The 24,551-nt window shown below is 34.6% G+C and carries 24 protein-coding genes and 1 other annotated feature; all 24 genes read right to left on the reverse strand.

What is annotated here, in order from left to right:
• Window positions 1-26: 26 nt before the first annotated feature.
• Entirely contained in the window at window positions 27-317 is a 291-nt protein-coding gene (gene rplW, locus ACK2WO_RS01745) for a 50S ribosomal protein L23 (protein ID WP_178412897.1), read from the reverse strand.
• On the reverse strand, window positions 317-940 hold the full coding sequence (rplD, locus tag ACK2WO_RS01750; RefSeq protein ID WP_414698217.1) for a 50S ribosomal protein L4: 624 nt from the start codon (window positions 938-940) through the stop codon (window positions 317-319). Before rplD ends, rplW begins: the two co-directional genes overlap by 1 nt.
• 28 nt (window positions 941-968) lie before the next feature.
• The gene (gene rplC / locus ACK2WO_RS01755) at window positions 969-1,598 is read right to left on the reverse strand and encodes a 50S ribosomal protein L3 (RefSeq protein ID WP_178412896.1); all 630 of its coding nucleotides are present in this window, start codon (window positions 1,596-1,598) and stop codon (window positions 969-971) included.
• A gap of 92 nt (window positions 1,599-1,690) precedes the next feature.
• Window positions 1,691-2,002: a 30S ribosomal protein S10 gene (gene rpsJ, locus ACK2WO_RS01760; protein WP_006440495.1), complete on the reverse strand. Its 312-nt coding sequence runs from the start codon at window positions 2,000-2,002 to the stop codon at window positions 1,691-1,693.
• Between the two features lie 384 nt (window positions 2,003-2,386).
• Entirely contained in the window at window positions 2,387-3,580 is a 1,194-nt protein-coding gene (tuf, locus tag ACK2WO_RS01765) for an elongation factor Tu (RefSeq protein WP_414698218.1), read from the reverse strand.
• Window positions 3,581-3,702: 122 nt separating this feature from the next.
• Window positions 3,703-5,769: an elongation factor G gene (gene fusA, locus ACK2WO_RS01770; protein ID WP_414698219.1), complete on the reverse strand. Its 2,067-nt coding sequence runs from the start codon at window positions 5,767-5,769 to the stop codon at window positions 3,703-3,705.
• Between the two features lie 63 nt (window positions 5,770-5,832).
• The gene (gene rpsG, locus ACK2WO_RS01775) at window positions 5,833-6,303 is read right to left on the reverse strand and encodes a 30S ribosomal protein S7 (RefSeq protein ID WP_178411731.1); all 471 of its coding nucleotides are present in this window, start codon (window positions 6,301-6,303) and stop codon (window positions 5,833-5,835) included.
• Between the two features lie 162 nt (window positions 6,304-6,465).
• On the reverse strand, window positions 6,466-6,885 hold the full coding sequence (rpsL, locus tag ACK2WO_RS01780; protein WP_040410588.1) for a 30S ribosomal protein S12: 420 nt from the start codon (window positions 6,883-6,885) through the stop codon (window positions 6,466-6,468).
• 237 nt (window positions 6,886-7,122) lie between these two features.
• Window positions 7,123-10,611: a DNA-directed RNA polymerase subunit beta' gene (rpoC, locus tag ACK2WO_RS01785; protein ID WP_414698220.1), complete on the reverse strand. Its 3,489-nt coding sequence runs from the start codon at window positions 10,609-10,611 to the stop codon at window positions 7,123-7,125.
• A 122-nt stretch (window positions 10,612-10,733) separates the two neighbouring features.
• A complete protein-coding gene (gene rpoB / locus ACK2WO_RS01790) occupies window positions 10,734-14,447 on the reverse strand; it encodes a DNA-directed RNA polymerase subunit beta (RefSeq protein ID WP_178411733.1) in 3,714 nt (1,237 codons plus the stop codon).
• 293 nt (window positions 14,448-14,740) lie between these two features.
• Window positions 14,741-15,106, reverse strand: a complete 366-nt coding sequence (rplL, locus tag ACK2WO_RS01795; protein ID WP_178411729.1) for a 50S ribosomal protein L7/L12 — start codon at window positions 15,104-15,106, stop codon at window positions 14,741-14,743.
• A 100-nt stretch (window positions 15,107-15,206) separates the two neighbouring features.
• Entirely contained in the window at window positions 15,207-15,707 is a 501-nt protein-coding gene (gene rplJ, locus ACK2WO_RS01800) for a 50S ribosomal protein L10 (protein ID WP_006440487.1), read from the reverse strand.
• Window positions 15,708-15,749: 42 nt separating this feature from the next.
• Window positions 15,750-15,876, reverse strand: a sequence feature (ribosomal protein L10 leader region).
• Window positions 15,877-15,932: 56 nt separating this feature from the next.
• Window positions 15,933-16,631, reverse strand: a complete 699-nt coding sequence (rplA, locus tag ACK2WO_RS01805; RefSeq protein ID WP_414698221.1) for a 50S ribosomal protein L1 — start codon at window positions 16,629-16,631, stop codon at window positions 15,933-15,935.
• Between the two features lie 139 nt (window positions 16,632-16,770).
• Window positions 16,771-17,196: a 50S ribosomal protein L11 gene (rplK, locus tag ACK2WO_RS01810; RefSeq protein ID WP_006440485.1), complete on the reverse strand. Its 426-nt coding sequence runs from the start codon at window positions 17,194-17,196 to the stop codon at window positions 16,771-16,773.
• Window positions 17,197-17,211: 15 nt separating this feature from the next.
• On the reverse strand, window positions 17,212-17,754 hold the full coding sequence (gene nusG / locus ACK2WO_RS01815; protein ID WP_414698222.1) for a transcription termination/antitermination protein NusG: 543 nt from the start codon (window positions 17,752-17,754) through the stop codon (window positions 17,212-17,214).
• A gap of 18 nt (window positions 17,755-17,772) precedes the next feature.
• Window positions 17,773-17,991 carry a preprotein translocase subunit SecE gene (gene secE / locus ACK2WO_RS01820; RefSeq protein ID WP_178411726.1) on the reverse strand — a complete coding sequence of 73 codons (219 nt, stop codon included), beginning with the start codon at window positions 17,989-17,991 and terminating at the stop codon, window positions 17,773-17,775.
• 28 nt (window positions 17,992-18,019) lie between these two features.
• The gene (gene rpmG / locus ACK2WO_RS01825; RefSeq protein WP_006440482.1) at window positions 18,020-18,169 is read right to left on the reverse strand and encodes a 50S ribosomal protein L33; all 150 of its coding nucleotides are present in this window, start codon (window positions 18,167-18,169) and stop codon (window positions 18,020-18,022) included.
• A 279-nt stretch (window positions 18,170-18,448) separates the two neighbouring features.
• The gene (gene tuf / locus ACK2WO_RS01830) at window positions 18,449-19,642 is read right to left on the reverse strand and encodes an elongation factor Tu (RefSeq protein ID WP_201416580.1); all 1,194 of its coding nucleotides are present in this window, start codon (window positions 19,640-19,642) and stop codon (window positions 18,449-18,451) included.
• Window positions 19,643-19,723: 81 nt separating this feature from the next.
• Complete coding sequence (sigH, locus tag ACK2WO_RS01835) at window positions 19,724-20,374, reverse strand: RNA polymerase sporulation sigma factor SigH (protein ID WP_118549487.1); 651 nt, start codon at window positions 20,372-20,374, stop codon at window positions 19,724-19,726.
• Window positions 20,375-20,419: 45 nt separating this feature from the next.
• On the reverse strand, window positions 20,420-20,983 hold the full coding sequence (locus tag ACK2WO_RS01840) for an NYN domain-containing protein (RefSeq protein WP_178411739.1): 564 nt from the start codon (window positions 20,981-20,983) through the stop codon (window positions 20,420-20,422).
• Window positions 20,983-21,717 (reverse strand): 23S rRNA (guanosine(2251)-2'-O)-methyltransferase RlmB, encoded by a 735-nt coding sequence (gene rlmB / locus ACK2WO_RS01845; RefSeq protein WP_329982973.1) that lies wholly within the window; start codon window positions 21,715-21,717, stop codon window positions 20,983-20,985. The genes ACK2WO_RS01840 and rlmB overlap by 1 nt, the downstream gene beginning before the upstream one ends.
• A gap of 13 nt (window positions 21,718-21,730) precedes the next feature.
• Complete coding sequence (thyX, locus tag ACK2WO_RS01850) at window positions 21,731-22,489, reverse strand: FAD-dependent thymidylate synthase (RefSeq protein ID WP_414698223.1); 759 nt, start codon at window positions 22,487-22,489, stop codon at window positions 21,731-21,733.
• 181 nt (window positions 22,490-22,670) lie between these two features.
• Window positions 22,671-23,066 (reverse strand): Mini-ribonuclease 3, encoded by a 396-nt coding sequence (locus tag ACK2WO_RS01855; RefSeq protein WP_118549471.1) that lies wholly within the window; start codon window positions 23,064-23,066, stop codon window positions 22,671-22,673.
• Window positions 23,067-23,069: 3 nt separating this feature from the next.
• Window positions 23,070-24,464: a cysteine--tRNA ligase gene (gene cysS / locus ACK2WO_RS01860; protein WP_414698224.1), complete on the reverse strand. Its 1,395-nt coding sequence runs from the start codon at window positions 24,462-24,464 to the stop codon at window positions 23,070-23,072.
• Window positions 24,465-24,551 lie beyond the last annotated feature (87 nt).

Below are 24,551 nucleotides of genomic sequence, written 5' to 3' on the forward strand. Positions count from 1 at the left end.
GTTTCCCTCCTTAATTAGTTAGGATATTACATTCCCTGGAAGAATTCTATGTCTTTGCTTCCTTCTGTTAACTTAACAACAGCTTTTTTGAAGCTAGCAGTTCTTCCCTGAGTTCTACCCATTCTTTTCATTTTTCCATCATAGTTTAGTGTGTTTACTTTTTCAACTTCAACGTCGAATATAGCTTCTACAGCTTTTTTTATTTCAGTTTTGTTAGCTTTCTTATCTACAACAAAAGTGTATTTTTTGTCAGCCATTTCTGTCATACTTTTTTCAGTAACGACTGGTCTTATTATAACGTCATGTGGATTAGTCATTATGCGTACACCTCCTCCACTTTTTTAACAGCATCTGCAGTTATTACAAATGTGTCATGATTTAATATATCGTATACATTTAAAGTGTTAACTAATGCAGTCTGAACACCTTCTATGTTTCTTGCTGATTTTATTACGTTTTCGTTCTTTTCAGCTGTTACAACTAGAGCTTTTCTTGAAGCTTTTATGTTGTTTAATATAGCTACGAATTCTTTAGTTTTAGGAGCATCCATTGTTAATGCATCTAATACTATTATTTCGTTGTTCTGAACTTTTGAAGATAAAGCACATTTCATAGCTAATCTTCTAACTTTTTTAGGTAATGTGTATTTGTAGCTTCTTGGTTTTGGTGCGAAGGCAACTCCTCCACCTACCCACTGTACAGATCTAGTAGAACCCTGTCTAGCTCTTCCTGTACCTTTCTGTTTCCAAGGTTTTCTTCCGCCGCCTCTAACTTCTGCTCTTGTTTTAGCTGACTGAGTACCCTGTCTTCTATTTGCTAACTGACATTTAACTGCTTCGTAAAGCACATGTTCGTTAACTTCAACGTTGAATATAGAATCACATAATTCTATTTCACCAACATTCTGTCCGTTAATATTCATAACATTTATCTTTGGCATTTTTGTTCCTCCTTTCCTATCTTAGTAGTTATTTAGAAGCCTTAACTGCTTCTTTTATTGTTACTACTGAACCTTTAGCTCCTGGTATAGCACCTTTAACTAACATAAGATTTTTTTCAGCATCTACTCTTACTAAATCTAAATTCTGTATAGTAACTTTTACGCTACCCATGTGTCCTGCAAGTTTTTTATTTTTGAAAACTCTACCTGGATAAGAACAAGCTCCCATTGAACCTGGTCTTCTGTGGTATCTAGAACCGTGAGTTTCTGGTCCTCTTGACTGTCCGTGTCTTTTTATTGGTCCCTGGAATCCTTTACCTTTTGATATTCCAGTAACATCTATTTTAGCACCTGCTTCAAATATATCAGCTTTTAATTCCTGTCCAACTGTATATTCTGCAGCGTTTTCTACTCTGAATTCTTTTAAATGTTTTTTAAGTACATTAGCTGCTGCTAAATGTCCTTTAGCTGGTTTGTTTAATGATTTTTCTTTTGCATCTTCAAAACCAACCTGTATTGCGTTGTATCCATCATTTTCTACTGTTTTAACCTGAGTTACAACAACTGGACCAACTTCTACTACTGTAACTGGTATAACAACACCTTCTTCAGTGAATATCTGAGTCATACCAACTTTTTTCCCTAATATTCCTTTCATATTAGCACCTCCTATTATTTTCTTACAGCGGATTGCCCTTCGTAAAGAGTAATCATTCTAAGATATTTCTATCTTAGGCGGTTTATATGTTCTTATAATTTTATTTCTATATCAACACCAGCTGGTAAATCTAATCTCATTAGAGAATCAACTGTTTTCTGTGTTGGGTTAGCTATATCTATAAGTCTTTTGTGAGTTCTTATTTCGAACTGTTCTCTAGAATCTTTATATTTATGAACAGCTCTTAATATAGTAACTATTTTCTTTTCTGTTGGTAGTGGCACAGGACCTGAAACCTGAGAACCAGCTTTTTTAGCAGTTTCTACTATTTTCCCAGCAGAAAAATCTAATAATTTGTGATCATATGATTTTAATCTTATTCTTATTTTTTCATTTTTAGCCATCTTGATTTCCCTCCTTCTATAAATATTTATTATAATTTTGATATCCCGCCGCCTCCGATACACTCTTCCGGGTGTTCTCATAACCCATTTTTAGCATTTTGCAGCGTTCAGCCAAAACTTTAACTAAATATATCTCTCAAGCACACTAGTATATTTTACCTCATCTCAACAACTTTTGCAAGACTTTTTTTGTGCTTTTCAAATTTATTTTAATCTATTTTTAAAAATCTTACTGGCTACTTTTCTTTCTTTCAAACACTTTCCTTAGTATACAAAATTTTTGTATACATGTCAACTATTTTTGAAATTTTGTCCATAAAAAAAAGAGAGACCATAATGATCTCTCTTTTATCTATAACACTTAAGTAATTATCTATCAATTAATTATTCTATTATTGATGCAACTACACCAGATGCTACAGTTCTTCCACCTTCTCTTATTGCGAATCTTAATCCTTCTTCAACACATATAGAGTTTATTAAGTCAACTTCTATTGTTACGTTGTCTCCTGGCATTACCATTTCTGTTCCTTCTGGTAATTTACAAGCTCCTGTAACGTCTGTTGTTCTGAAGTAGAACTGTGGTCTGTATCCATCGAAGAATGGAGTATGTCTTCCACCTTCTTCTTTTTTAAGTACGTATATTTCTGCTGTGAATTTTGTGTGAGCATTAACTGTTCCTGGTTTTGCAAGAACCTGTCCTCTTTCTATTTCATTTCTCTGAACACCTCTTAATAATGCTCCTATGTTATCTCCAGCTTCTGCCTGATCTAGTAATTTTCTGAACATTTCTACTCCTGTTACTACTACTTTTCTTGGAGCTTCTGCTAATCCTACTAGTTCAACTTCGTCCTGTACTTTTAGTACTCCTCTTTCAACTCTACCTGTTGCAACTGTTCCTCTACCTGTTATAGAGAATACGTCTTCTACTGGCATTAAGAAGTCTTTATCTACGTCTCTTTCTGGAGCTGGTATATATTCATCTATCATTTCGAAGAATTCTACTATTTTATCTCCCCATGGGCTTGATGGATCTTCTAATGCTTTTAATGCAGATCCTCTTACTATTGGAGTGTCATCTCCTGGGAAATCATATTCGTTTAATAATTCTCTTACTTCCATTTCAACTAATTCAAGAAGTTCTTCGTCGTCTACCATATCACATTTGTTTAAGAATACAACTATGTAAGGTACACCAACCTGTCTTGATAATAGTATATGTTCTCTTGTCTGAGGCATTGGACCATCAGTTGCTGAACAAACTAATATAGCACCGTCCATCTGTGCAGCACCAGTTATCATGTTTTTAACGTAGTCAGCATGTCCTGGGCAGTCAACGTGTGCGTAGTGTCTGTTTGGAGTTTCGTATTCAACGTGTGCAGTTGATATTGTGATTCCTCTTTCTCTTTCTTCTGGAGCTTTATCTATGTTAGCGAAATCTACTGCTTCTCCTAAGTGATATCTGTCGAATAATGTTTTTGTTATTGCTGCTGTTAATGTAGTTTTACCGTGGTCAACGTGTCCTATAGTACCTATATTAACATGAGGTTTACTTCTTTCAAATTTAGCTTTAGCCATTTTAAAAATCCTCCCTAGTAATATTATTATTTTTTATTTATTTATCAGGGTGGCAAGAAGTTGCCACCCTTCTATTTTGTGCTTTTTTAATATTTGTGTGTTTGTTTATTTTGTTTTATATATTATTTACCATCTACTATTTTCTTAGCAACTGATGCTGGAACCTGTTCGTAGTGGTCGAATATCATTGTGTATGTTGCACGACCCTGAGTCATAGATCTTAGGTCAGTTGAGTATCCGAACATTTCAGAAAGTGGAACAAATGCGTTTATAACCTGAGCACCTGATCTAGCTTCCATTCCCTGTATAAGACCTCTTCTTGAGTTTAAGTCACCCATAACGTCACCCATGTAATCTTCTGGAGTAACAACTTCAACTTTGAAGTATGGTTCTAGTAATACTGCGTTACCCTGCTGCATAGCTTTTTTGAACGCCATAGAACCAGCCATTTTGAAGGCCATTTCTGATGAATCGACTTCATGGTAAGAACCATCGTATAATTCAACAGCAACGTCAACAACTGGATAACCAGCAACTATACCAGACTGCATAGCTCCCTGTATACCCATATCAGTTGGACCAACGTATTCTTTAGGAACTGATCCACCAACAGTTTTGTTTTCGAATTTATATCCTTCACCTGGTTCAGTAGGGTTAACTCTGATTTTAACGTGACCGTACTGTCCTCTACCACCTGACTGTTTCTGGTATTTGTATTCAACGTCAACTGGCTGAGTTATTGTTTCTCTGTAAGCAACCTGAGGGTTACCAACTTTAGCTTCAACTTTGAATTCTCTTAAAAGTCTGTCAACTATTATATCAAGGTGTAATTCACCCATTCCTGATATTATAGTCTGTCCAGTTTCTTCATCAGTTTTAACTGTGAAAGTAGGGTCTTCTTCAGCAAGTTTCTGAAGAGCTATACCCATTTTTTCCTGAGCTGCTTTAGAAGCTGGTTCTATAGCAACAGATATAACTGGTTCTGGGAATTCCATTGATTCAAGTATTATTGGAGCTGCTGGATCACAAAGTGTATCCCCAGTAGTTGTATCTTTAAGACCAACTGCTGCAGCTATATCTCCAGCGTAAACTTCAGTTATTTCAGTTCTTGTATTAGCGTGCATCTGAAGTATACGTCCTATTCTTTCTCTCTTGTTCTTAGTTGCATTTAATACATATGAACCAGATTCAAGAGTACCAGAGTAAACTCTGAAGAATGCTAATTTACCAACGAATGGGTCAGTCATTATTTTAAATGCTAATGCTGAGAATGGTTCGTCATCAGAAGCATGTCTTTCAGATTCTTCTCCATCTTCTAATATACCTTTTATAGATGGTATATCTGTTGGAGCTGGTAAGTAGTCTATTATAGCATCTATAAGAGGCTGAACACCTTTATTTCTGTAAGCAGTACCACAGAATACTGGGTTCATTTCACAAGCTATTGTAGCTTTTCTTATAGCTGTTTTTAATTCTTCAACTGATATTTCTTCACCTTCAAGATATTTCATCATTAGCTCTTCGTCAGTTTCAGCTACTGCTTCAACCATTTTTTCTCTCCATTCCTGAGCCATTTCTTTCATATCTTCTGGTATATCAGTTTCTTCCATTTCAACACCTTTGTCGTCTTTGTATATTATAGCGTCCATGTTTAATAGGTCAACTATACCAACAAAGTCATCTTCTTTACCTATTGGTAACTGAAGAACAACAGCGTTTGCACTTAATCTTGTTTTCATCATATCTACTGCATTGTAGAAGTCTGCACCAAGTATATCCATTTTGTTTATGAATGCTATTCTTGGTACTCCGTAAGTTTCTGCCTGTCTCCATACATTTTCAGACTGAGGTTCAACCCCACCTTTAGCACAGAATACAGCAACAGCACCGTCAAGAACTCTTAGAGATCTTTCAACTTCAACTGTGAAGTCGACGTGACCTGGAGTATCTATAACGTTTATTCTATTACCTTTCCATGTAACAGTTGTAGCAGCTGAAGTTATTGTTATACCTCTTTCTGCTTCCTGTTCCATCCAGTCCATCTGAGAAGCTCCTTCGTGAGTTTCTCCTATTTTATGAGTTTTCCCTGTATAGAAAAGGATTCTTTCTGTAGTAGTAGTTTTTCCTGCATCTATATGGGCCATTATCCCGATATTTCTAGTATTTTCTAATGAAAATTCTCTAGCCATCTTTTTCCTCCTTAATTTACGAATTTAATTGGAAGATTTCTATTTAATCCGAATTTTAAAATCCTACCATCTGTAGTGAGCAAATGCTTTATTAGCTTCTGCCATTTTATGAGTATCTTCTTTTTTCTTAACTGAAGCTCCTGTGTTGTTAGCTGCGTCCATTATTTCTTTAGCTAGCTTTTCAACCATTCCTTTTTCTCCACGAGCTCTAGTGTATCTTACTAACCATCTAAGACCTAATGTCTGTCTTCTGTCTGGTCTAACTTCTATTGGAACCTGGTAGTTTGCCCCACCAACTCTTCTAGCTTTTACTTCTAATACTGGCATTATGTTTTCCATAGCTTTTTCGAAAACTTCTAAAGCGTCTTCTCCTGTTCTTTCAGCTATTAATTCAAATGCATCGTATACTATTTTCTGAGATTTTCCTCTTTTTCCGTCTAACATTAAATTGTTTATTAATTTAGTAACTACCTTACTTCCGTACATTGGATCTGGTAATACTTCTCTTTTTGGAACGTTACCTTTTCTTGGCATTTCGCTTCCCTCCTTAATTATTAAAATTTAAATCATAGGTACTCGACATCGAATAGTCAGCCGTGATGCCATAAATATATCTATATTTAAAGCACCTAACTTCTTTAATCACATTATAATCTATGTCTGTTTTTGTTTTTTCGTTATACTATATAACGTTTCTTATTTTTTGTCTTTAGGTCTCTTAGCACCGTATTTTGATCTAGACTGTCTTCTTTTGTCTACACCAGCAGTATCTAATGTACCTCTTAGTATGTGGTATCTAACCCCTGGTAAGTCTTTTACTCTACCACCTCTTATAAGAACAACAGAGTGTTCCTGTAAGTTGTGTCCTTCACCTGGTATATAAGCAGATACTTCTATACCGTTTGTTAATCTAACTCTGGCAACTTTTCTTAAAGCTGAGTTTGGTTTTTTAGGAGTAACTGTTTTAACTGAAGTACAAACTCCTCTTTTCTGTGGAGAACTTGCGTCAGTTGTTTTTTTGTTTAATGAGTTATACCCCTTCTGTAGAGCTGGAGCAGTAGATTTTTTTAGTATGTCTTTTCTACTTTTACGAACTAATTGGTTAATTGTTGGCATCATCTGCACCTCCTTCTTTTTTATTTTCGATCTTTCAGTGATCGCCAACTACAATCGTCTCTTTACGATTGATTTGCTGTGCTTTTAGCTTGATGCTTTTAGTTCTTTGTTACTTTCTCTATAACTTAAAAGCACTAAGAGCTTTATATAAAGCCCTTAGTGTACTTTTAAATCACACTTTTATTATTTTATCACCTAATATAACAGTTGTCAACAATTGATATTTTACATTTTTGATTAATCTTCAATTTTTTCTACTGCTATATTTCTGTATTTCTTCATTCCTGTACCAGCTGGTATAAGTTTACCTAATATAACATTTTCTTTTAGTCCTATTAAGTGGTCTTCTTTACCTTTTATAGCTGCTTCTGTAAGAACTCTTGTTGTTTCCTGGAATGAAGCGGCAGATAAGAATGATTCTGTAGCAAGAGATGCTTTAGTTATACCAAGTAAAACTCTCTTAGCAACTGCAGGTCTTAATCCCTGAGCTATTGCATCTTCATTGCATTTTTCGTATACAAGAACATCTTCATATCCACCTGGAAGTAAATCTGTATCTCCTGGATCTTCTACTTTAACTTTAGATAGCATCTGTCTAACAATAACTTCTATATGTTTATCGTTAACATCAACCCCCTGTAGTCTGTAGACTCTCTGTACTTCTTTAACTATGTAATCCTGAACCCCACCGATTCCTTTAACTCTTACTATATCATGAGGATTTATAGAGCCCTGAGTTATTGGATCTCCGGCTTCTACCATCTGTCCATCTTTAACTCTTACTCTTGAACCATAAGGTATCTGATATGTCTGAGCTTCACCTTCAGCTGGAACAACGATTACTTCTTTTCTCTTACCTGTTTCATCTATTTTAACCTGTCCACTTACTTCAGTTATTATAGCAAGTCCTTTTGGTTTTCTAGCTTCGAATAACTCTTCAACCCTTGGAAGCCCCTGAGTTATATCTCCACCGGCAACCCCACCAGTATGGAATGTACGCATTGTAAGCTGTGTACCCGGTTCACCTATTGACTGAGCTGCTATTATACCAACTGCTTCTCCTATATTAACTTCTTTACCTGTAGCAAGGTTTCTACCATAGCATTTTGAACAAACACCATGTTTAGTTTTACAGTTAAGAACTGTTCTTATGTTTACTTTTTCTATTCCTGCTGCAACTATTTTTTCAGCTGCATCTTCTTTTATCATAGAATCTGCAGGAACTAATACTTCACCAGTTTCTGGATGTACTATAGGATCTATAGTATATCTACCAACTATTCTATCGTATATTTCTTCTATTACTTCGTTTCCATCTTTTATAGCAAGTATTTCTGTAGTTTCTGTAGTTCCACAGTCTATATCTCTTACTATAACATCCTGGCTGACGTCAACAAGTCTTCTTGTTAAGTAACCAGAGTCGGCTGTACGTAAAGCTGTATCGGCAAGACCTTTTCTAGCCCCATGCGCAGATGTGAAGTATTCAAGTACTGATAGACCTTCACGGAAGTTAGATTTAACTGGTATTTCGACAGTTTTACCAGATGCATTGGCCATAAGTCCACGCATACCTGCTAGCTGTCTTATCTGGTTTTTAGAACCTCTGGCTCCAGAGTGAGCCATTATGAATATGTTATTTAATCTATCAAGATTATCCATTAGGGCATTAGTTACTTTATCAGTTGTTTCTGTCCAAGTAGCTATAACCTTTTCGTATCTTTCTTCATCAGATATAAGACCTCTTCTGTAAGCCTTACCTAATTTTTCAACTTCTTTTTCAGCTTCTGATATGTATATTTCTTTTTCTTTAGGTATCGCCATATCAGCAACTGCAACTGTTATACCACCTACAGTAGAATATTTAAATCCTATACCTTTTACATAGTCAAGTAATTCAGCTGTTATTGTATTTTCATGTTTTCTGAAACATTTATCTATTATTTTACCAAGATATTTCTTAGTAACAACTTCATCTATTTCTAGACTGAATGGATCTTTTTCTCTATCTACAAATCCTAAATCCTGAGGTATTCCTTCATTGAATATGAATCTACCTACAGTACTCTCTACTAGAGCAGATCTTCCATCAGGAAGAACTTTTCTAACTTTTACTAAAGCATGTAATTCAACTGCTTTATTGTAGTAAGCAAGTAATAATTCATTGTAGTCTTTGAATATCATACCTGTTCCTTTAGCACCATCCTGTGCTTCTATTGTTAAGTAGTAACTTCCAAGAACCATATCCTGAGAAGGAGTTGTTATTGGAGAACCATCTTTTGGAGCAAGTATATTGTTTACAGAAAGCATTAAGAATCTTGCTTCTGCCTGTGCTTCTACTGATAGTGGAACGTGAACGGCCATCTGGTCACCGTCGAAGTCGGCATTGTACGCTGTACAAACTAATGGATGTAGTTTTATAGCTTTACCTTCAACAAGTACTGGTTCGAAAGCCTGTATTCCTAGTCTATGTAGAGTAGGGGCACGGTTAAGTAAAACTGGATGGTTTTTAATAACGTCTTCTAAAACGTCCCATACTTCAGTTTTAACTTTTTCTACTATTGATTTTGCACTCTTTATGTTGTGTGCATAACCTTCTTCTACTAATTTATCCATAACAAATGGTTTGAATAATTCAAGTGCCATTTTCTTAGGAAGACCACACTGATAGAATTTAAGTTCTGGCCCAACTACTATAACAGAACGTCCTGAGTAGTCAACACGTTTACCAAGTAAGTTCTGTCTGAAACGTCCCTGTTTACCTTTAAGCATATCTGATAAAGATTTTAATGGTCTGTTTCCTGGTCCTGTAACAGGTCTACCTCTTCTACCATTATCTATAAGTGCATCAACTGCTTCCTGAAGCATTCTTTTTTCATTTCTTACTATTATATCTGGAGCTCCTAATTCTAGAAGTCTCTTTAATCTGTTGTTTCTGTTTATAACTCTTCTGTAAAGATCATTTAGGTCAGAAGTCGCGAATCTACCACCGTCTAACTGAACCATTGGTCTTATGTCTGGTGGTATAACTGGAATAGCATCAAGTATCATCCATTCAGGTTTATTTCCTGATTTTCTGAATGCTTCAACTACTTCTAGTCTTCTTATTGTTCTTATTCTTTTCTGTCCTGTACTATCTTTTAAGTCAGCTCTTAATTCTTTACTCTGCTGTTCTAGGTCTATATCCTGTAAAAGTTTTTTTACAGCTTCAGCACCCATACCAACTTCAAAGCTACCATATCCGTAATTGTCTACAGCATCTCTGTATTCTTTTTCTGTTAAAAGCTGTTTAGCTGTTAATCCAGTTTCTTTTGGATCTGTTACTACATATGAAGCAAAGTAAAGTACTTTTTCAAGAGCTCTTGGAGACATATCTAAAAGAAGACCCATTCTACTAGGTATTCCTTTGAAGTACCATATATGAGACATTGGAGCTGCTAGCTCTATATGACCCATTCTCTCTCTTCTAACTTTTGATTTTGTTACTTCAACTCCACATCTATCACATACTACGCCTTTATATCTAACTCTTCTGTATTTCCCACAGTGACATTCCCAGTCCTTCTGAGGTCCGAATATTCTTTCACAGAAAAGACCATCTTTTTCTGGTTTCAGCGTACGGTAATTTATAGTTTCTGGTTTTTTTACTTCCCCTCTCGACCACTGTCTTATTTTCTCCGGAGAAGCCAATCCTATTTTTATCGACTCGAAATTGTTTAATTCAAACAAGGAGTTCTCTCCCTTCTATTTGAGATTTATTTTTATTCCTATATTTGATTATAGCTGCCTGAATTCCAGACAGCTATAATCCTGAAATTACTATTAAATTAAAGCTTATATTTTAGTTGTTATTACATATCGTCATCGTCGAATGAATCATCACCATAATCCATATCGTCGTTTTCGAATCCGTCAGATAGACCATCAAAGTCTATTTCTTCATTATCTCCGAATTCGTCTTCTACTTCTTCTATGACATGAGTATCTTCTATGTCATCTGGTATAACATCTAATTCGAAATCTGCTACTGATATACCGTCATCTTCGTAATCAACAGATTCTTTTACTTCTATTTCCTGATCTTCCGCTGTAAGAACTTTAACATCAAGACATAATGACTGAAGTTCTTTTATAAGAACTTTGAATGATTCTGGTATACCTGGTTCAGGTATATTTTCACCCTTAACTATTGCTTCGTAAGTTCTTACACGTCCTACAACGTCATCTGACTTAACTGTTAATATTTCCTGAAGGATATGAGCTGCTCCGTATGCTTCAAGAGCCCAAACCTCCATTTCCCCGAATCTCTGTCCACCGAACTGAGCTTTACCTCCTAGAGGCTGCTGAGTTACTAGTGAGTAAGGTCCAGTACTTCTTGCATGAAGTTTATCATCAACTAAGTGATGTAGTTTTAAGTAATACATGTAACCAACAGTTATTCTGTTGTCGAATGAATCACCTGTTCTACCATCATATAAAGTAAGTTTACCATCTCTTGGGTATCCAGCTTCTTCAAGAGCATCCATTATGTCGTACTCGTTTGCACCATCAAATACTGATGTAGCTACATACCAACCAAGTTTTTTAGCTGCTAAACCTAAGTGAACTTCAAGTACCTGTCCGATGTTCATACGAGAAGGTACCCCCTGTGGATTAAGTACTATATCCATAGGTGTTCCGTCTTCCATGAATGGCATATCTTCTTCTGGTAATACTCTTGAGATAACCCCTTTGTTACCGTGACGACCGGCCATTTTATCTCCGACTTTTATCTTTCTCTTCTTAGCTATGTAACATCTTACAAGTTCGTTTACACCTGGAGATAAATCGTCTCCATTTTCTCTTGTAAACACTTTAACGTCTACTATTATACCTGATTCACCATGAGGTACTTTAAGTGAAGTATCTCTTACTTCTCTAGCTTTTTCACCGAATATAGCTCTTAGAAGTCTTTCTTCTGCAGTAAGCTCAGTTTCTCCTTTTGGAGTAACTTTACCAACTAATATATCTCCAGAGTCAACTTCAGCCCCTATTCTGATTATACCTCTGTCATCAAGATTCTTAATTGCAGATTCTCCAACATTTGGTATATCTCTAGTTATTTCTTCAGGTCCAAGCTTAGTATCTCTAGCTTCACATTCGTATTCTTCTATATGTATAGTAGATAATCTATCTTCTCTTACTAATCTTTCATTTATTAAAACGGCATCTTCGTAGTTATAACCTTCCCAAGTCATGAATGCTATGAAACAGTTTCTACCAAGTGCTATTTCTCCAAGGTCTGTTGCAGGTCCATCTGCTATAACATCCCCTGCTTTTATTTCTTCACCTTTTGATACTATAGGTGTCTGGTTTATACAAGTTCCTGCATTTGAACGTTTGAATTTAAGAAGTTTGTACTTATCTTTAGTACCATCTTCTTTTTTGATTATTATTTCATCTGCAGATACTCTATCTACAACCCCACCATTTTTAGCAACAACAACTGCTCCAGAGTCTTTTGCTGCTCTGTATTCTATACCTGTTCCTATTATTGGAGCTTCTCTTCTTACTAGAGGCACTGCCTGACGCTGCATGTTTGATCCCATTAGGGCACGGTTGGCGTCGTCGTTTTCAAGGAATGGTATCATAGCTGTTGCAACAGATACAACCTGTTTAGGTGATATATCCATGTAGTCAACTTTATCTGGAGATAGAAGTTCTAGAGCACCATTTACAGTTCTACATGCTATTCTGTTGTTTATGAATTCACCATCTTCAGTTAAAGGCTCATTTGCCTGTGCTCTGACGAATAAATCTTCTTCATCAGCTGTTAGATAATGTATTTCATTTGTTACTCTTCCTGTTTCTTTGTCGTATTTTCTATATGGAGATTCTATAAATCCATATTCATTTACTTTTGCATATGTTCCAAGTGAGTTTATAAGACCTATATTGGGTCCTTCTGGAGTCTCTATCGGACACATTCTACCATAGTGTGAATGGTGAACGTCACGGACTTCGAACCCAGCTCTTTCTCTTGAAAGACCACCTGGTCCAAGTGCTGATAATCTTCTCTTATGAGTTAATTCAGATAATGGGTTAGTCTGGTCCATGAACTGTGATAACTGAGAACTTCCGAAGAATTCTTTTATCGCAGCAGAAACTGGTCTTGTATTAACAAGAGCTTGTGGAGTTATAGATTCCATGTCCTGAACAGTCATTCTTTCTTTTATAACTCTTTCCATTCTTGAAAGACCTATTCTAACCTGATTCTGAAGTAATTCACCTACTGATCTTATTCTTCTGTTTCCTAAATGGTCTATATCATCTATAGTACCAACACCGTAGAATAAGTTGAATTCGTAACTTATAGAAGCTATTATATCGTCAAGAAGTATATGTTTTGGTATTAATTCTTTCATTCTTGATTTTATAACTTCTTTAATTTCTTCTTCATCATCGTAGTTGTCTAATATTTCTTTTAATGTTGGGTAATGTACTTTTTCTTTTATTTTAAGATCTGATATATCGAAATCTACATGAGCTTCTATATCAACAAAGTTATTACCTATTACTTTTATTTCTTTTTCATCATCTACTAATAGATGAACAACATTTATACCTGCATTCTGTATATCTTTAGCAACATTGTATCCTATAGTTTCGCCTGCTTTTACAAATACTTCACCTGTTTCTGGGTTTACTATATCTCTAGCAGCAACTCTATTCATTATTCTATAACATATTGCTAGTTTTTTATTAAATTTATATCTACCTACTTTTGCAAGGTCGTATCTCTTTGGATCAAAGAATAGTGCATTTATTAGTGAAGACGCACTTTCTACTGTTGGTGGTTCACCTGGTCTAAGTTTTTTGTATATTTCTATAAGACCTTCTTCAACAGTGTTAGTGTTGTCTTTTTCAAGTGTAGCTGATAATCTTTCATCTTCACCTAAAAGTTCTATTATTTCTGCATCTGTTCCTATTCCTAAAGCTCTTAATAATACAGTAACTGGCTGTTTTCTAGTTCTATCAACTCTTACTGATATAACATCGTTTGAATCAGTTTCGTATTCAAGCCATGCCCCTCTATTAGGGATAACAGTAGAAGATATTAGTCTCTTACCAGTTTTATCTCTTTCTTCAGCGTAATAAACACTAGGAGATCTTACAAGCTGACTGACTATAACCCTTTCCGCACCATTTATAACGAAAGTTCCTCTTTCTGTCATAAGTGGGAAGTCACCCATAAATACTTCCTGTTCTTTTATTTCGCCTGTTTCTTTATTTATAAGTCTAACTTTAACTTTTAGAGGTGCACAATATGTAGCATCTCTTTCCTTACATTCTTCTATATCATATTTTGGATTTTCATCTAAAGAATAATCGACAAATTCTAATATAAGATTACCTGTATAATCTTCTATTGGTGAAATATCATCGAATACTTCTTTTAACCCTTCTTCTAAAAACCACTTATAAGAATCCACCTGGATTTCTATAAGATTTGGCACGTCAGCTATTTCTTTTATCTTAGAAAAGCTCATTCTTTTTCTTTTACCTATCGTGACAGGATGTGGCATTTCACTCTTCACCTCTCATTTTTCAAAGTTATTATTCAAAGTTCATTCTATAACGCATCTAATGATTATAGCACATTTTCAAACTTTTTCCAAGTATTTTTTTCTCCGAACGAAAAATTCTTGACAACGGATATTTTTCAATCAAAAATTTTTTAAAATACAGAATGCTTATCTATATAATAACTCATTACAATGCAATATAACAGAAAAAACTCTATTTTTTTGTAAAAAAAAAGTGTCCATTAAATTATGGACACTTTTGTCGTCTAGTTAATTATTCAGTAAAATTAAAACTATTTAACTTCTACTTTTGCACCAGCAGCTTCTAGTTTTTCTTTTATCTGTTCAGCTTCTTCTTTAGAAGCTCCTTCTTTAACTGCTTTAGGAGCGTTGTCAACTACTTCTTTAGCTTCTTTTAATCCTAATCCAGTTATTTCTCTAACTACTTTTATAACACCTATTTTTGAAGATCCTGCATCTGCTAATATTACGTCAAATTCAGTTTTTTCTTCTGCAGCAGCAGCTCCACCAGCTGCACCAGCTACCATAACTGGAGCTGAAGCAGAAACACCGAATTTTTCTTCTGCAGCTTTAACTAATTCATTTAATTCTAAAACTTTCATGTTTTCTATAGCTTCTAATATCTGTTCTATTGTCATTTTAAGCACCTCCGAATTTTCTCTCTTGTTAATTTAATTAATTATATTCTGGTAAGTCGTTTCGACTTTTTCCCGTTTGTTTGTTTGGATTAAGCAGCTATTAAGCTTCTTCTTCCTGTTTCTTTGCTATCGCATCTACTAAGTATACGAAGTTTGATACTGGAGCTTTTAAGCTTCCAAGTAATTTTGCGATAAGTTCTTCTCTTGATGGTATGTTTGCTAATTCCATTATCTTAGCTTCATCGTAGAATTCACCTTCAACTACACCCATTTTTAATTTCATTTTAGGATGAGTTTCTATGAATTTTTTAAGTATTCTTGCTGGAGCAACTGGATCATCGTATCCAAATGCTATAGCGTTAGTTCCTACTAATAATTCATCGTTGAACTGTTCTATTCCTACTTCCTGAGCAGCTCTTCTTACTAAAGTATTTTTGTATACTTTGTAATCAACACCAGCTTCTCTCATAACTTTTCTTAATTCTGTAACTTCAGCAACTGTTAATCCTTTGTAGTCAACTACAACTGCAGAAGAAGAATTATTTAATTTTTCTACTATTTCAGAAACAACTAATGATTTAACTTCTAAAGCTTTTCTCATTAATCTGCGCACCTCCTTATCAAATAGATGTTATTTATTTACCGTATCATTTAAAAAGCCTCTGTATCGACGGACGCAGAGGCTTAAATATTCTAAATAATATATCTAAAACCTCGGCGGGAAATTAAGCTTACGCACCCACTGTCTACGGCAAATCTATTCTTTTTTTACATTGACTATGATATAATATCATTTTTGTCAACCTGTGTCAACAGTTTTTTAAAATTAATCAGTAACTCTTGCTGGGTTAACTTTTACACCAGGTCCCATTGAAGAAGCAACTGATATACTTCTTAAGTACTGACCTTTAGCAGCAGATGGTTTAGCTTTTATTATAGCTTCCATTAAAACTGCAAAGTTCTGAGCAAGTTTTTCTCCACCGAATGATACTTTTCCTATTGGAACGTGTATTATGTTAGTTTTGTCTAATCTGTATTCAACTTTACCAGCTTTTATTTCGTTAACAGCTTTAGTTACGTCGAATGTAACAGTTCCTGATTTAGGGTTAGGCATTAAACCTTTAGGTCCTAATACTCTACCTAGTCTACCAACTACACCCATCATATCTGGAGTAGCAACAACTATATCGAAATCGAACCAGTTTTCTCCCTGTATTTTCTGTACCATTTCTTCAGCACCTACGAAATCAGCTCCAGCAGCTTCAGCTTCTTTAGCTTTTTCACCTTTAGCGAAAACTAAAACTTTTTTAGTTTTACCAGTACCGTTTGGTAATACAACAGCACCTCTAACCTGCTGATCTGCGTGTCTTGAGTCAACACCTAATCTTATGTGTGCTTCAACTGTTTCGTCGAATTTAGCTTCTGCAACTTCACATACTAATGATAAAGCTTCAGTTGCATCGTATAAATTACTTCTGTCTATTTTGCTTAACGCGTTTGCGTATCTTTTACCTCTTTTAGCCATTATTAATTTTCCTCCTTGTGGTAATTTCGGTCTTTAGACCTCCCACTTCATATAAAACAAAGTGTTTTAATTTCTAATTTAATATTTTTTAATTTCCGATAAATCGGTCTTTGATGTTTAAAAGCTAATCAACTAATAATTAGTCAACTACTTCTACACCCATACTTCTAGCTGTACCAGCTATCATGCTCATTGCTGCTTCAACGTTAGCTGCATTTAAGTCAGGCATTTTTAATTCTGCTATTTCTCTTACCTGTGCAGATGTTATTTTAGCAACTTTCTTTTTGTTAGGTTCTCCTGATGCTGATTTAAGATTACAAGCTTTCTTTATTAAAACAGCAGCTGGAGGAGTTTTAGTTATGAAACTGAATGATCTATCCTGATATACAGTTATAACAACTGGTATTATCATTCCAGCCTGATCTGCAGTTTTTGCATTAAATTCCTTTGTGAATCCCATTATGTTGACACCGTGCTGTCCTAGTGCTGGACCAACTGGTGGTGCTGGTGTAGCTTTTCCAGCAGGTATCTGTAATTTTATCTGACCTATTACTTTTTTAGCCATTTAAAGTGCACCTCCTTAGATTTTCTCTATACTTTGAATCCCTATAGTTACTGGGGACTTTCTACCGAATATTTCTGTTAATAATTTTACTTCTTTTTTCTCCGCGTTAACTTCTTCTACAGTACCCATATTGCCTGCAAAAGATCCATTTATGATTTTAACAACGTCGCCAGGTTCAAAATCTACGTCACCACCTACAACTTCCTGAGTAGGTAATTCTATTCCCATAGCAATTACTTCCTCATCGCTTAATGGTACAGGTTTTGATCCAGGGCCAACAAATCCAGTAACGCCTTTAGTATTTCTAACTACGTACCAAGATTCATCTGTTATAATCATTTTTATTAATACATAACTTGGATAAACTTTACGTTGTCTTATCTTTTCATTTCCTTTTGGAGTTTTTTCTACTACATTTTCAGTAGGAACAACAACGTGAGTTATGATATTTTCCATACCTCTTGTTATTACCGCTCTTTCTATAGTAGCTTTAACTTTATTTTCATGTCCTGAATAAGTGTGAACAACGTACCATTTTGCTTCTTGTAATTCTGACATAATTCTTACTCCTTTACTTTACTTTAGCAATAATGCAAGGGCACCAGATAATACTGTATCTATCCCCCATATTGCTAAAGTTGAAAATATAACTACTGCTAAAACCACACCTGTGTTGCGGAATAGTTCTTTTCTAGTCGGCCAAGTTACTCTTTTAAGCTCAGCTTTTGTTTCTCTGAAGTAACCAAACAGACCAGTTTTTTCTTTCTTTTCAACAGCCTGATTTTCTTCTGCCATTAATTTCACCCCTTAAAGTAAAACGAAATTATTTTGTTTCTTTATGTAGAGTATGTTTTTTGCAGAATTTACAATATTTTTTAAGTTCTATTCTGTCTGGATTGTTTTTCTTATTTTTAGTAGTGTTGTAATTTCTCTGTTTGCATTCTGTACATGCTAAAGTAACTTTTACTCTCATCGTTACACCTCCATTTGTTTATACAATAAATATATATATTGAATAATATGATATATCCGGTGTTTTGGAAATACCATTACCTTCCATAAACATTACTCTGTATAAATTACCACAAACTAGCGGTATATGTCAACAATTTTATTAATTTCTTGCGTTATTTTTTTGTAAACACTCATCCTGGCGTAACACACACATTCTCACTTTAAAAACTCTAAAAAAAGAGAGACCGTAATGATCTCTCTTTTATCTATAACACTTAAGTAATTATCTATCAATTAATTATTCTATTATTGATGCAACTACACCAGATGCTACAGTTCTTCCACCTTCTCTTATTGCGAATCTTAATCCTTCTTCAACACATATAGAGTTTATTAAGTCAACTTCTATTGTTACGTTGTCTCCTGGCATTACCATTTCTGTTCCTTCTGGTAATTTACAAGCTCCTGTAACGTCTGTTGTTCTGAAGTAGAACTGTGGTCTGTATCCATCGAAGAATGGAGTATGTCTTCCACCTTCTTCTTTTTTAAGTACGTATATTTCTGCTGTGAATTTTGTATGAGCATTAACTGTTCCTGGTTTTGCAAGAACCTGTCCTCTTTCTATTTCATTTCTCTGAACACCTCTTAATAATGCTCCTATGTTATCTCCAGCTTCTGCCTGATCTAGTAATTTTCTGAACATTTCTACTCCTGTTACTACTACTTTTCTTGGAGCTTCTGCTAATCCTACTAGTTCAACTTCGTCCTGTACTTTTAGTACTCCTCTTTCAACTCTACCTGTTGCAACTGTTCCTCTACCTGTTATAGAGAATACGTCTTCTACTGGCATTAAGAAGTCTTTGTCAACGTCTCTTTCTGGAGCTGGTATATATTCATCTATCATTTCGAAGAATTCTACTATTTTGTCTCCCCATTCGCTTGATGGATCTTCTAATGCTTTTAATGCAGATCCTCTTACTATTGGAGTATCATCTCCTGGGAAATCATATTCGTTTAATAATTCTCTTACTTCCATTTCAACTAATTCAAGAAGTTCTTCGTCGTCTACCATATCACATTTGTTTAAGAATACAACTATGTAAGGTACACCAACCTGTCTTGATAATAGTATATGTTCTCTTGTCTGAGGCATTGGTCCATCAGTTGCTGAACAAACTAATATAGCACCATCCATCTGTGCAGCACCAGTTATCATGTTTTTAACGTAGTCAGCATGTCCTGGGCAGTCAACGTGTGCGTAGTGTCTGTTTGGAGTTTCGTATTCAACGTGTGCAGTTGATATTGTGATTCCTCTTTCTCTTTCTTCTGGAGCTTTATCTATGTTAGCGAAATCTACTGCTTCTCCTAAGTGATATCTGTCGAATAATGTTTTTGTTATTGCTGCTGTTAATGTAGTTTTACCGTGGTCAACGTGTCCTATAGTACCTATATTAACATGAGGTTTACTTCTTTCAAATTTAGCTTTAGCCATTGTCTAAATTCCTCCCTTAATAATATTATTTTTTATTTACCTTATTGCAGTTGCAATATGTCTATGTTATGTATTTTACTATTAATCATTTACATTTTCAAGATGTTTCTCTAATTTTCTCTTCACTCTCTGCAATGCATTGTCAATAGATTTTGGTTCCTTACCTATTATATCGGCGATTTCTTGATATGATTTGCCGTTTAAGTACAATCCAAGAACCTCCTGCTCTAATTCACTAAGCAGTTTATTTATCTTATCTTCTATATTTTTTAACTCTTCCTTACTTATAATAAGCTCTTCTGGGTTAGTGACCATACTAGCTGTTATTATATCAAGAAGTGTTCTTTCTGACTCTTCATCGTATATTGGTTTGCTCAATGATACATAAGTATTTAGAGGAATATGCTTTTGTCTGGTAGCAGTCTTTATAGCGGTTATTATCTGTCTAGTTATACAAACTTCAGCAAAAGATCTAAACGAATGAGCTTTGGTTTCATCAAAATCTCTAATAGCCTTATAAAGTCCGATCATACCCTCTTGTATTATATCTTCTCTATCTGCTCCTATTAGGAAATAAGACTTCGCTTTAACCCTTACAAAATTTTTGTATTTTGCCATTATGTACTCAAGAGCCATTCTATCCCCGTTAGCTGCTCTTTTAACTATTTCATATTCTTCTTTTTGTTGCTGATTTTCATTCTGTTCTACGTTTTTTTCTTCCACTAGCTCCATCTAATCTCCCCCAATAAATATTTTATATTCAAAGGCATATATTATTTACTTTTTATTAATTCTCATTCTTTCTAATTTGTCCCAAACCTCTCTGTTTTCGTGGCTCAACCTATCACCTATAGTATTTCTCTGTATAGTTTTCTTATGACTGCTGTTTTTTTCTCCTATCTTCTCCTTAGACTTCATAACATCTAACTGAAGTTCCCTAGCAGAAATTCTTGCAGCTCCTTTACCTAGTACAATCTGCTGCTCAGCGTAGTCACTTGTAGCAACCTTTAAGTCGATAAACTCCTTATTAGGCAGCTCTGCAATATACTTTTCTATATAACTATCCGCTGTCTGATGCTCTTTAGTAAATACTATCTCAACAGAATCTGATCTCTTTTCTTCATATCCAGCAGAATTCTTTACATTATAAGCATCAAATACTATAGTTGTTTTGTATCCCATATACTTAGAAAACTCTATCATATAATCTACTAACTTCTCTCTAGAGCTTTCAAGGTTTATCTTAGATAATTCATTCAAATCATCCCATGCGTTAATTATATTGTATCCATCAACTATAAGAATTTTTTTCTTTTTCTTCTTTTTAAACTTTGCAGCCATTATTTACCCGAAGTTCTCTGTCTAAATACCTCATAAAGCAGTATTCCACCTGCTACCGATGCATTTAAAGACGTTACATTACCTACCATAGGCATACTAACTACAAAATCACAGTTCTGTTTAACAAGTCTTGATATACCAAATCCTTCACTTCCTACTACTAATCCTAAAGGACCTGTTAAATCCTGTTTATAGAACACTCCTCCATCCATGTCTGCAGCTGCAATCCATAGACCTTCTTCTTTTAGCATCTTTATAGTATTTACAATATTAGTTACCTTACACACAGGAACATACTCTACTGCCCCAGCAGATGCTTTTGCAACTACAGGAGTTATGTCTACTGATCTTCTCTTAGGAATTACAACAGCATGAGCACCTACTGCATCTGCTGTTCTTATTATAGAACCTAAGTTGTGAGGATCTGTTATCTCATCTAATATGATGATAAATGGATCTTCTCCCTTTTCTTTAACTTCTCTTACTACATCTTCTATATCTTTATAGATATAATCGCTTATAGTAGCTATAACACCTTGATGGGCGTGGCTAGTACTCATCTCATCTAGCTTATGTCTATCAACATACTGAATAACTATCTTCTTTTCCTTTGCCATAGCTATTATCTTTTTAATAGATCCTTCTTTTGAAGAATTAGATATAAGCAATTTTTCTATATGTCTATCGTTTTTTATCGCTTCTATTACCGGATTTCTTCCTTCTATTATAGCCATAATATTTTCCTTCCTATAAATTCTTAAATTTTTCTCTTATCTCAACAACCTTACCACAAGTCATCTTTCCTTCTGGACAAGGCCCTTTCACACATTTTGGTCCACAGTTTCTAAACATTATAGGAGCTACTTTTTTCACTTCTTTAAGCATCTGTGTAGCCATTTCCCTTATTTCCCACTGAGCTCTTTCGCAGCATCTGTGGTCAAAGAAATTGTAAAGACTTCTAACATTCATAGTCATTACTATTTTTGTTTCACAAGCATTTGGGAAAACATATCTAGCATCTTCTATAGCCTTTTTTTCAGCTAATCTAGTTGCTTCTTTTTCTGATTTTCCCTCTTCCATAAATTCTTTTTTATGTTTTTCAGATAATATATCTACTATTCTATCGTAGTCTTTCTGATCTCTTTCCATAGCTTCTACAAATATCTTTTTAGCTTCCTCAGATTTTTCTATTTCTGGTGGAATTATATATTCAAACTGATCTAGTTTTACATATCTCTGAGATTGCTGAGAATAACTAGCTATTCTATGACGAACAATCTGATGAGAACATGCTCTAGATATCCCCTCTACTCCAAAAGTAAATGACACATGCTCAAGTGGAGACTCGTGTCCTATATCAGTTAACATTTTTAAAAAATTTTCTATCTTTTCATCTGTAAGATTTTCTTCTATTCCTTCAACACCAACTTTAGAGTAACAAAGCTTTGCAGCCATTGATACAACTTTCTCTGGTTCAGGTGTATGTGCAAGTAATTTAACTTTCATTTTATCACCCCTAAAATATAATAGTCCAATCTATATTATATCATTAAAATAATATTCTGTCGCAGTTTTTTATAAAAATAGAAATCAATAATAAAAGACATCTTCCAAAAAAATGTATATTTTCAAATAAAAAAGGTGCTACCATAAACATAAAATGTTTAGTTAGTAGCACCTTTAAAATTTACATATCTTCTTCTATTATCGCAATTCCTCTTCTAACAATCTCTTCAAGTCTATCTATCTGCTTATCAAGATAAAGATAACCAATCAGAGCTTCAAAACCAGTAGCGTGTTTGTAGTCTACTATATCCATATTCTTTGGAGCAGTGTTAGACTTCTGGTTTCTTCCTCTCTTAAAGATCCTCATCTCTTCCTCAGTTAAATCATTCTCTATAGTGTGAATAACCTTAGACTGAGCGTTTGCATTTACATATTTTATCGCCTGCTTGTGAAGAGTGTTCACTTTGTTATTGCAATTTTTTTTGATTAAATATTCTCTTATATAAGATTCATACACAGTGTCCCCAAGATAAGCAAGTACCAATGGAGACATAGTTATTAATTCACTTTTTTCCATTTTCTATACTCTTTTCCATTTAACACCCTGTCTAGTATCTTCAAGAACGATTCCCATATCAAGAAGCTGCTGTCTTATAGCATCTGCTTTTGCGAAATCCTTGTTCTTTTTAGCATCAGTTCTCTGCTGTATTAAAGCTTCTACTTCTGCATCTACAGAGTTGTCTTTTTCTTTATTTACTATATTTAAAACTCCTGTAAGTTCGTTAAATTCAGCTAAGCATTTTTCTGCAAATTCTTTAGAAGAATTTTCGTCTACATTTAAGTTTATAAATTTAGATAATTCAAATATAGCAGTTATAGCATCTGCAGTATTTAAGTCATCATCCATAACCTCAACAAATTTCTTTCTAAATCCGTCAAGTTCTTCAACTAATGCTTTTTCTGCATCAGTCATTTCACCTTCTAAGTGAGATAATGTAAATACTAATTTTTCTTTAGTATTGTAAAGTCTTTCAAGTCCTGCTCCAGCCTGTGCTAATAAGTCGTCGCTGAAGTTTACTGGGCTTTTGTAGTGAGCTGATAATAGGAAGAATCTAACTATTTCAAGATCGTATTTTTTAGATATATCTCTTACAGTGAAGAAGTTTCCTTTTGATTTACTCATTTTTTCGTTGTTTACATTTATATAACCATTGTGCATCCAGTATTTAGCAAATGGTTTACCACTTCTAGCTTCACTCTGAGCTATTTCGTTTTCGTGGTGAGGGAATGTTAAGTCCTGTCCTCCTGCGTGTATATCTATAGTTTCTCCAAGATATCTCTTAGACATAACAGAACATTCTATATGCCACCCTGGTCTACCTTCGCCCCATGGACTATCCCATCCTGGTTCGCCTTCTTTTTTAGCTTTCCATAAAACGAAGTCCATTGGATGTCTTTTCTGTTCATTTACTTCTATTCTTGCTCCAGCTTCTAGGTCGTCTATATTCTGTCCAGATAATTTTCCATATCCTTCAAATTTTCTAGTGTCAAAGTATACATCTCCGTTTACTGCATAAGCGTATCCTTTTTCTTCTAATTCCTTGATAAATTCTATTATCTGTGGAATATTCTGTGTAACCTGTGGATGAACTGTAGCTCTTTTTATTCCTAGTCCATCGCAGTCAACAAAGTATTCTTTTATATATTTTTCAGCTACTTCTTCTGGAGATATTCCTTCTTCGTGGCTTCTTTTTATTATTTTATCATCTACATCTGTAAAGTTCTGTACATAAGTTACATCATAACCTTTGTATTCTAAGTATCTTCTTAAAGTATCAAACATTATGAATGGTCTTGCATTACCTATATGTATATAGTTGTACACTGTAGGCCCGCACACATACATTTTCACTTTTCCTTCTTCTAATGGCACAAATTCTTCTTTTTTATTTGTTAATGTATTGTATACTTTCATCCTTATCACCTCTTTGGCTTTTTGTTATGTCTAAGTATATACCCAAACATTCTTTAATATATCAAGACTTTTCTTATATTGTAACTA

This window comes from Peptacetobacter sp. AB845 (assembly GCF_047528295.1).
GTDB lineage: Bacteria > Bacillota > Clostridia > Peptostreptococcales > Peptostreptococcaceae > Peptacetobacter.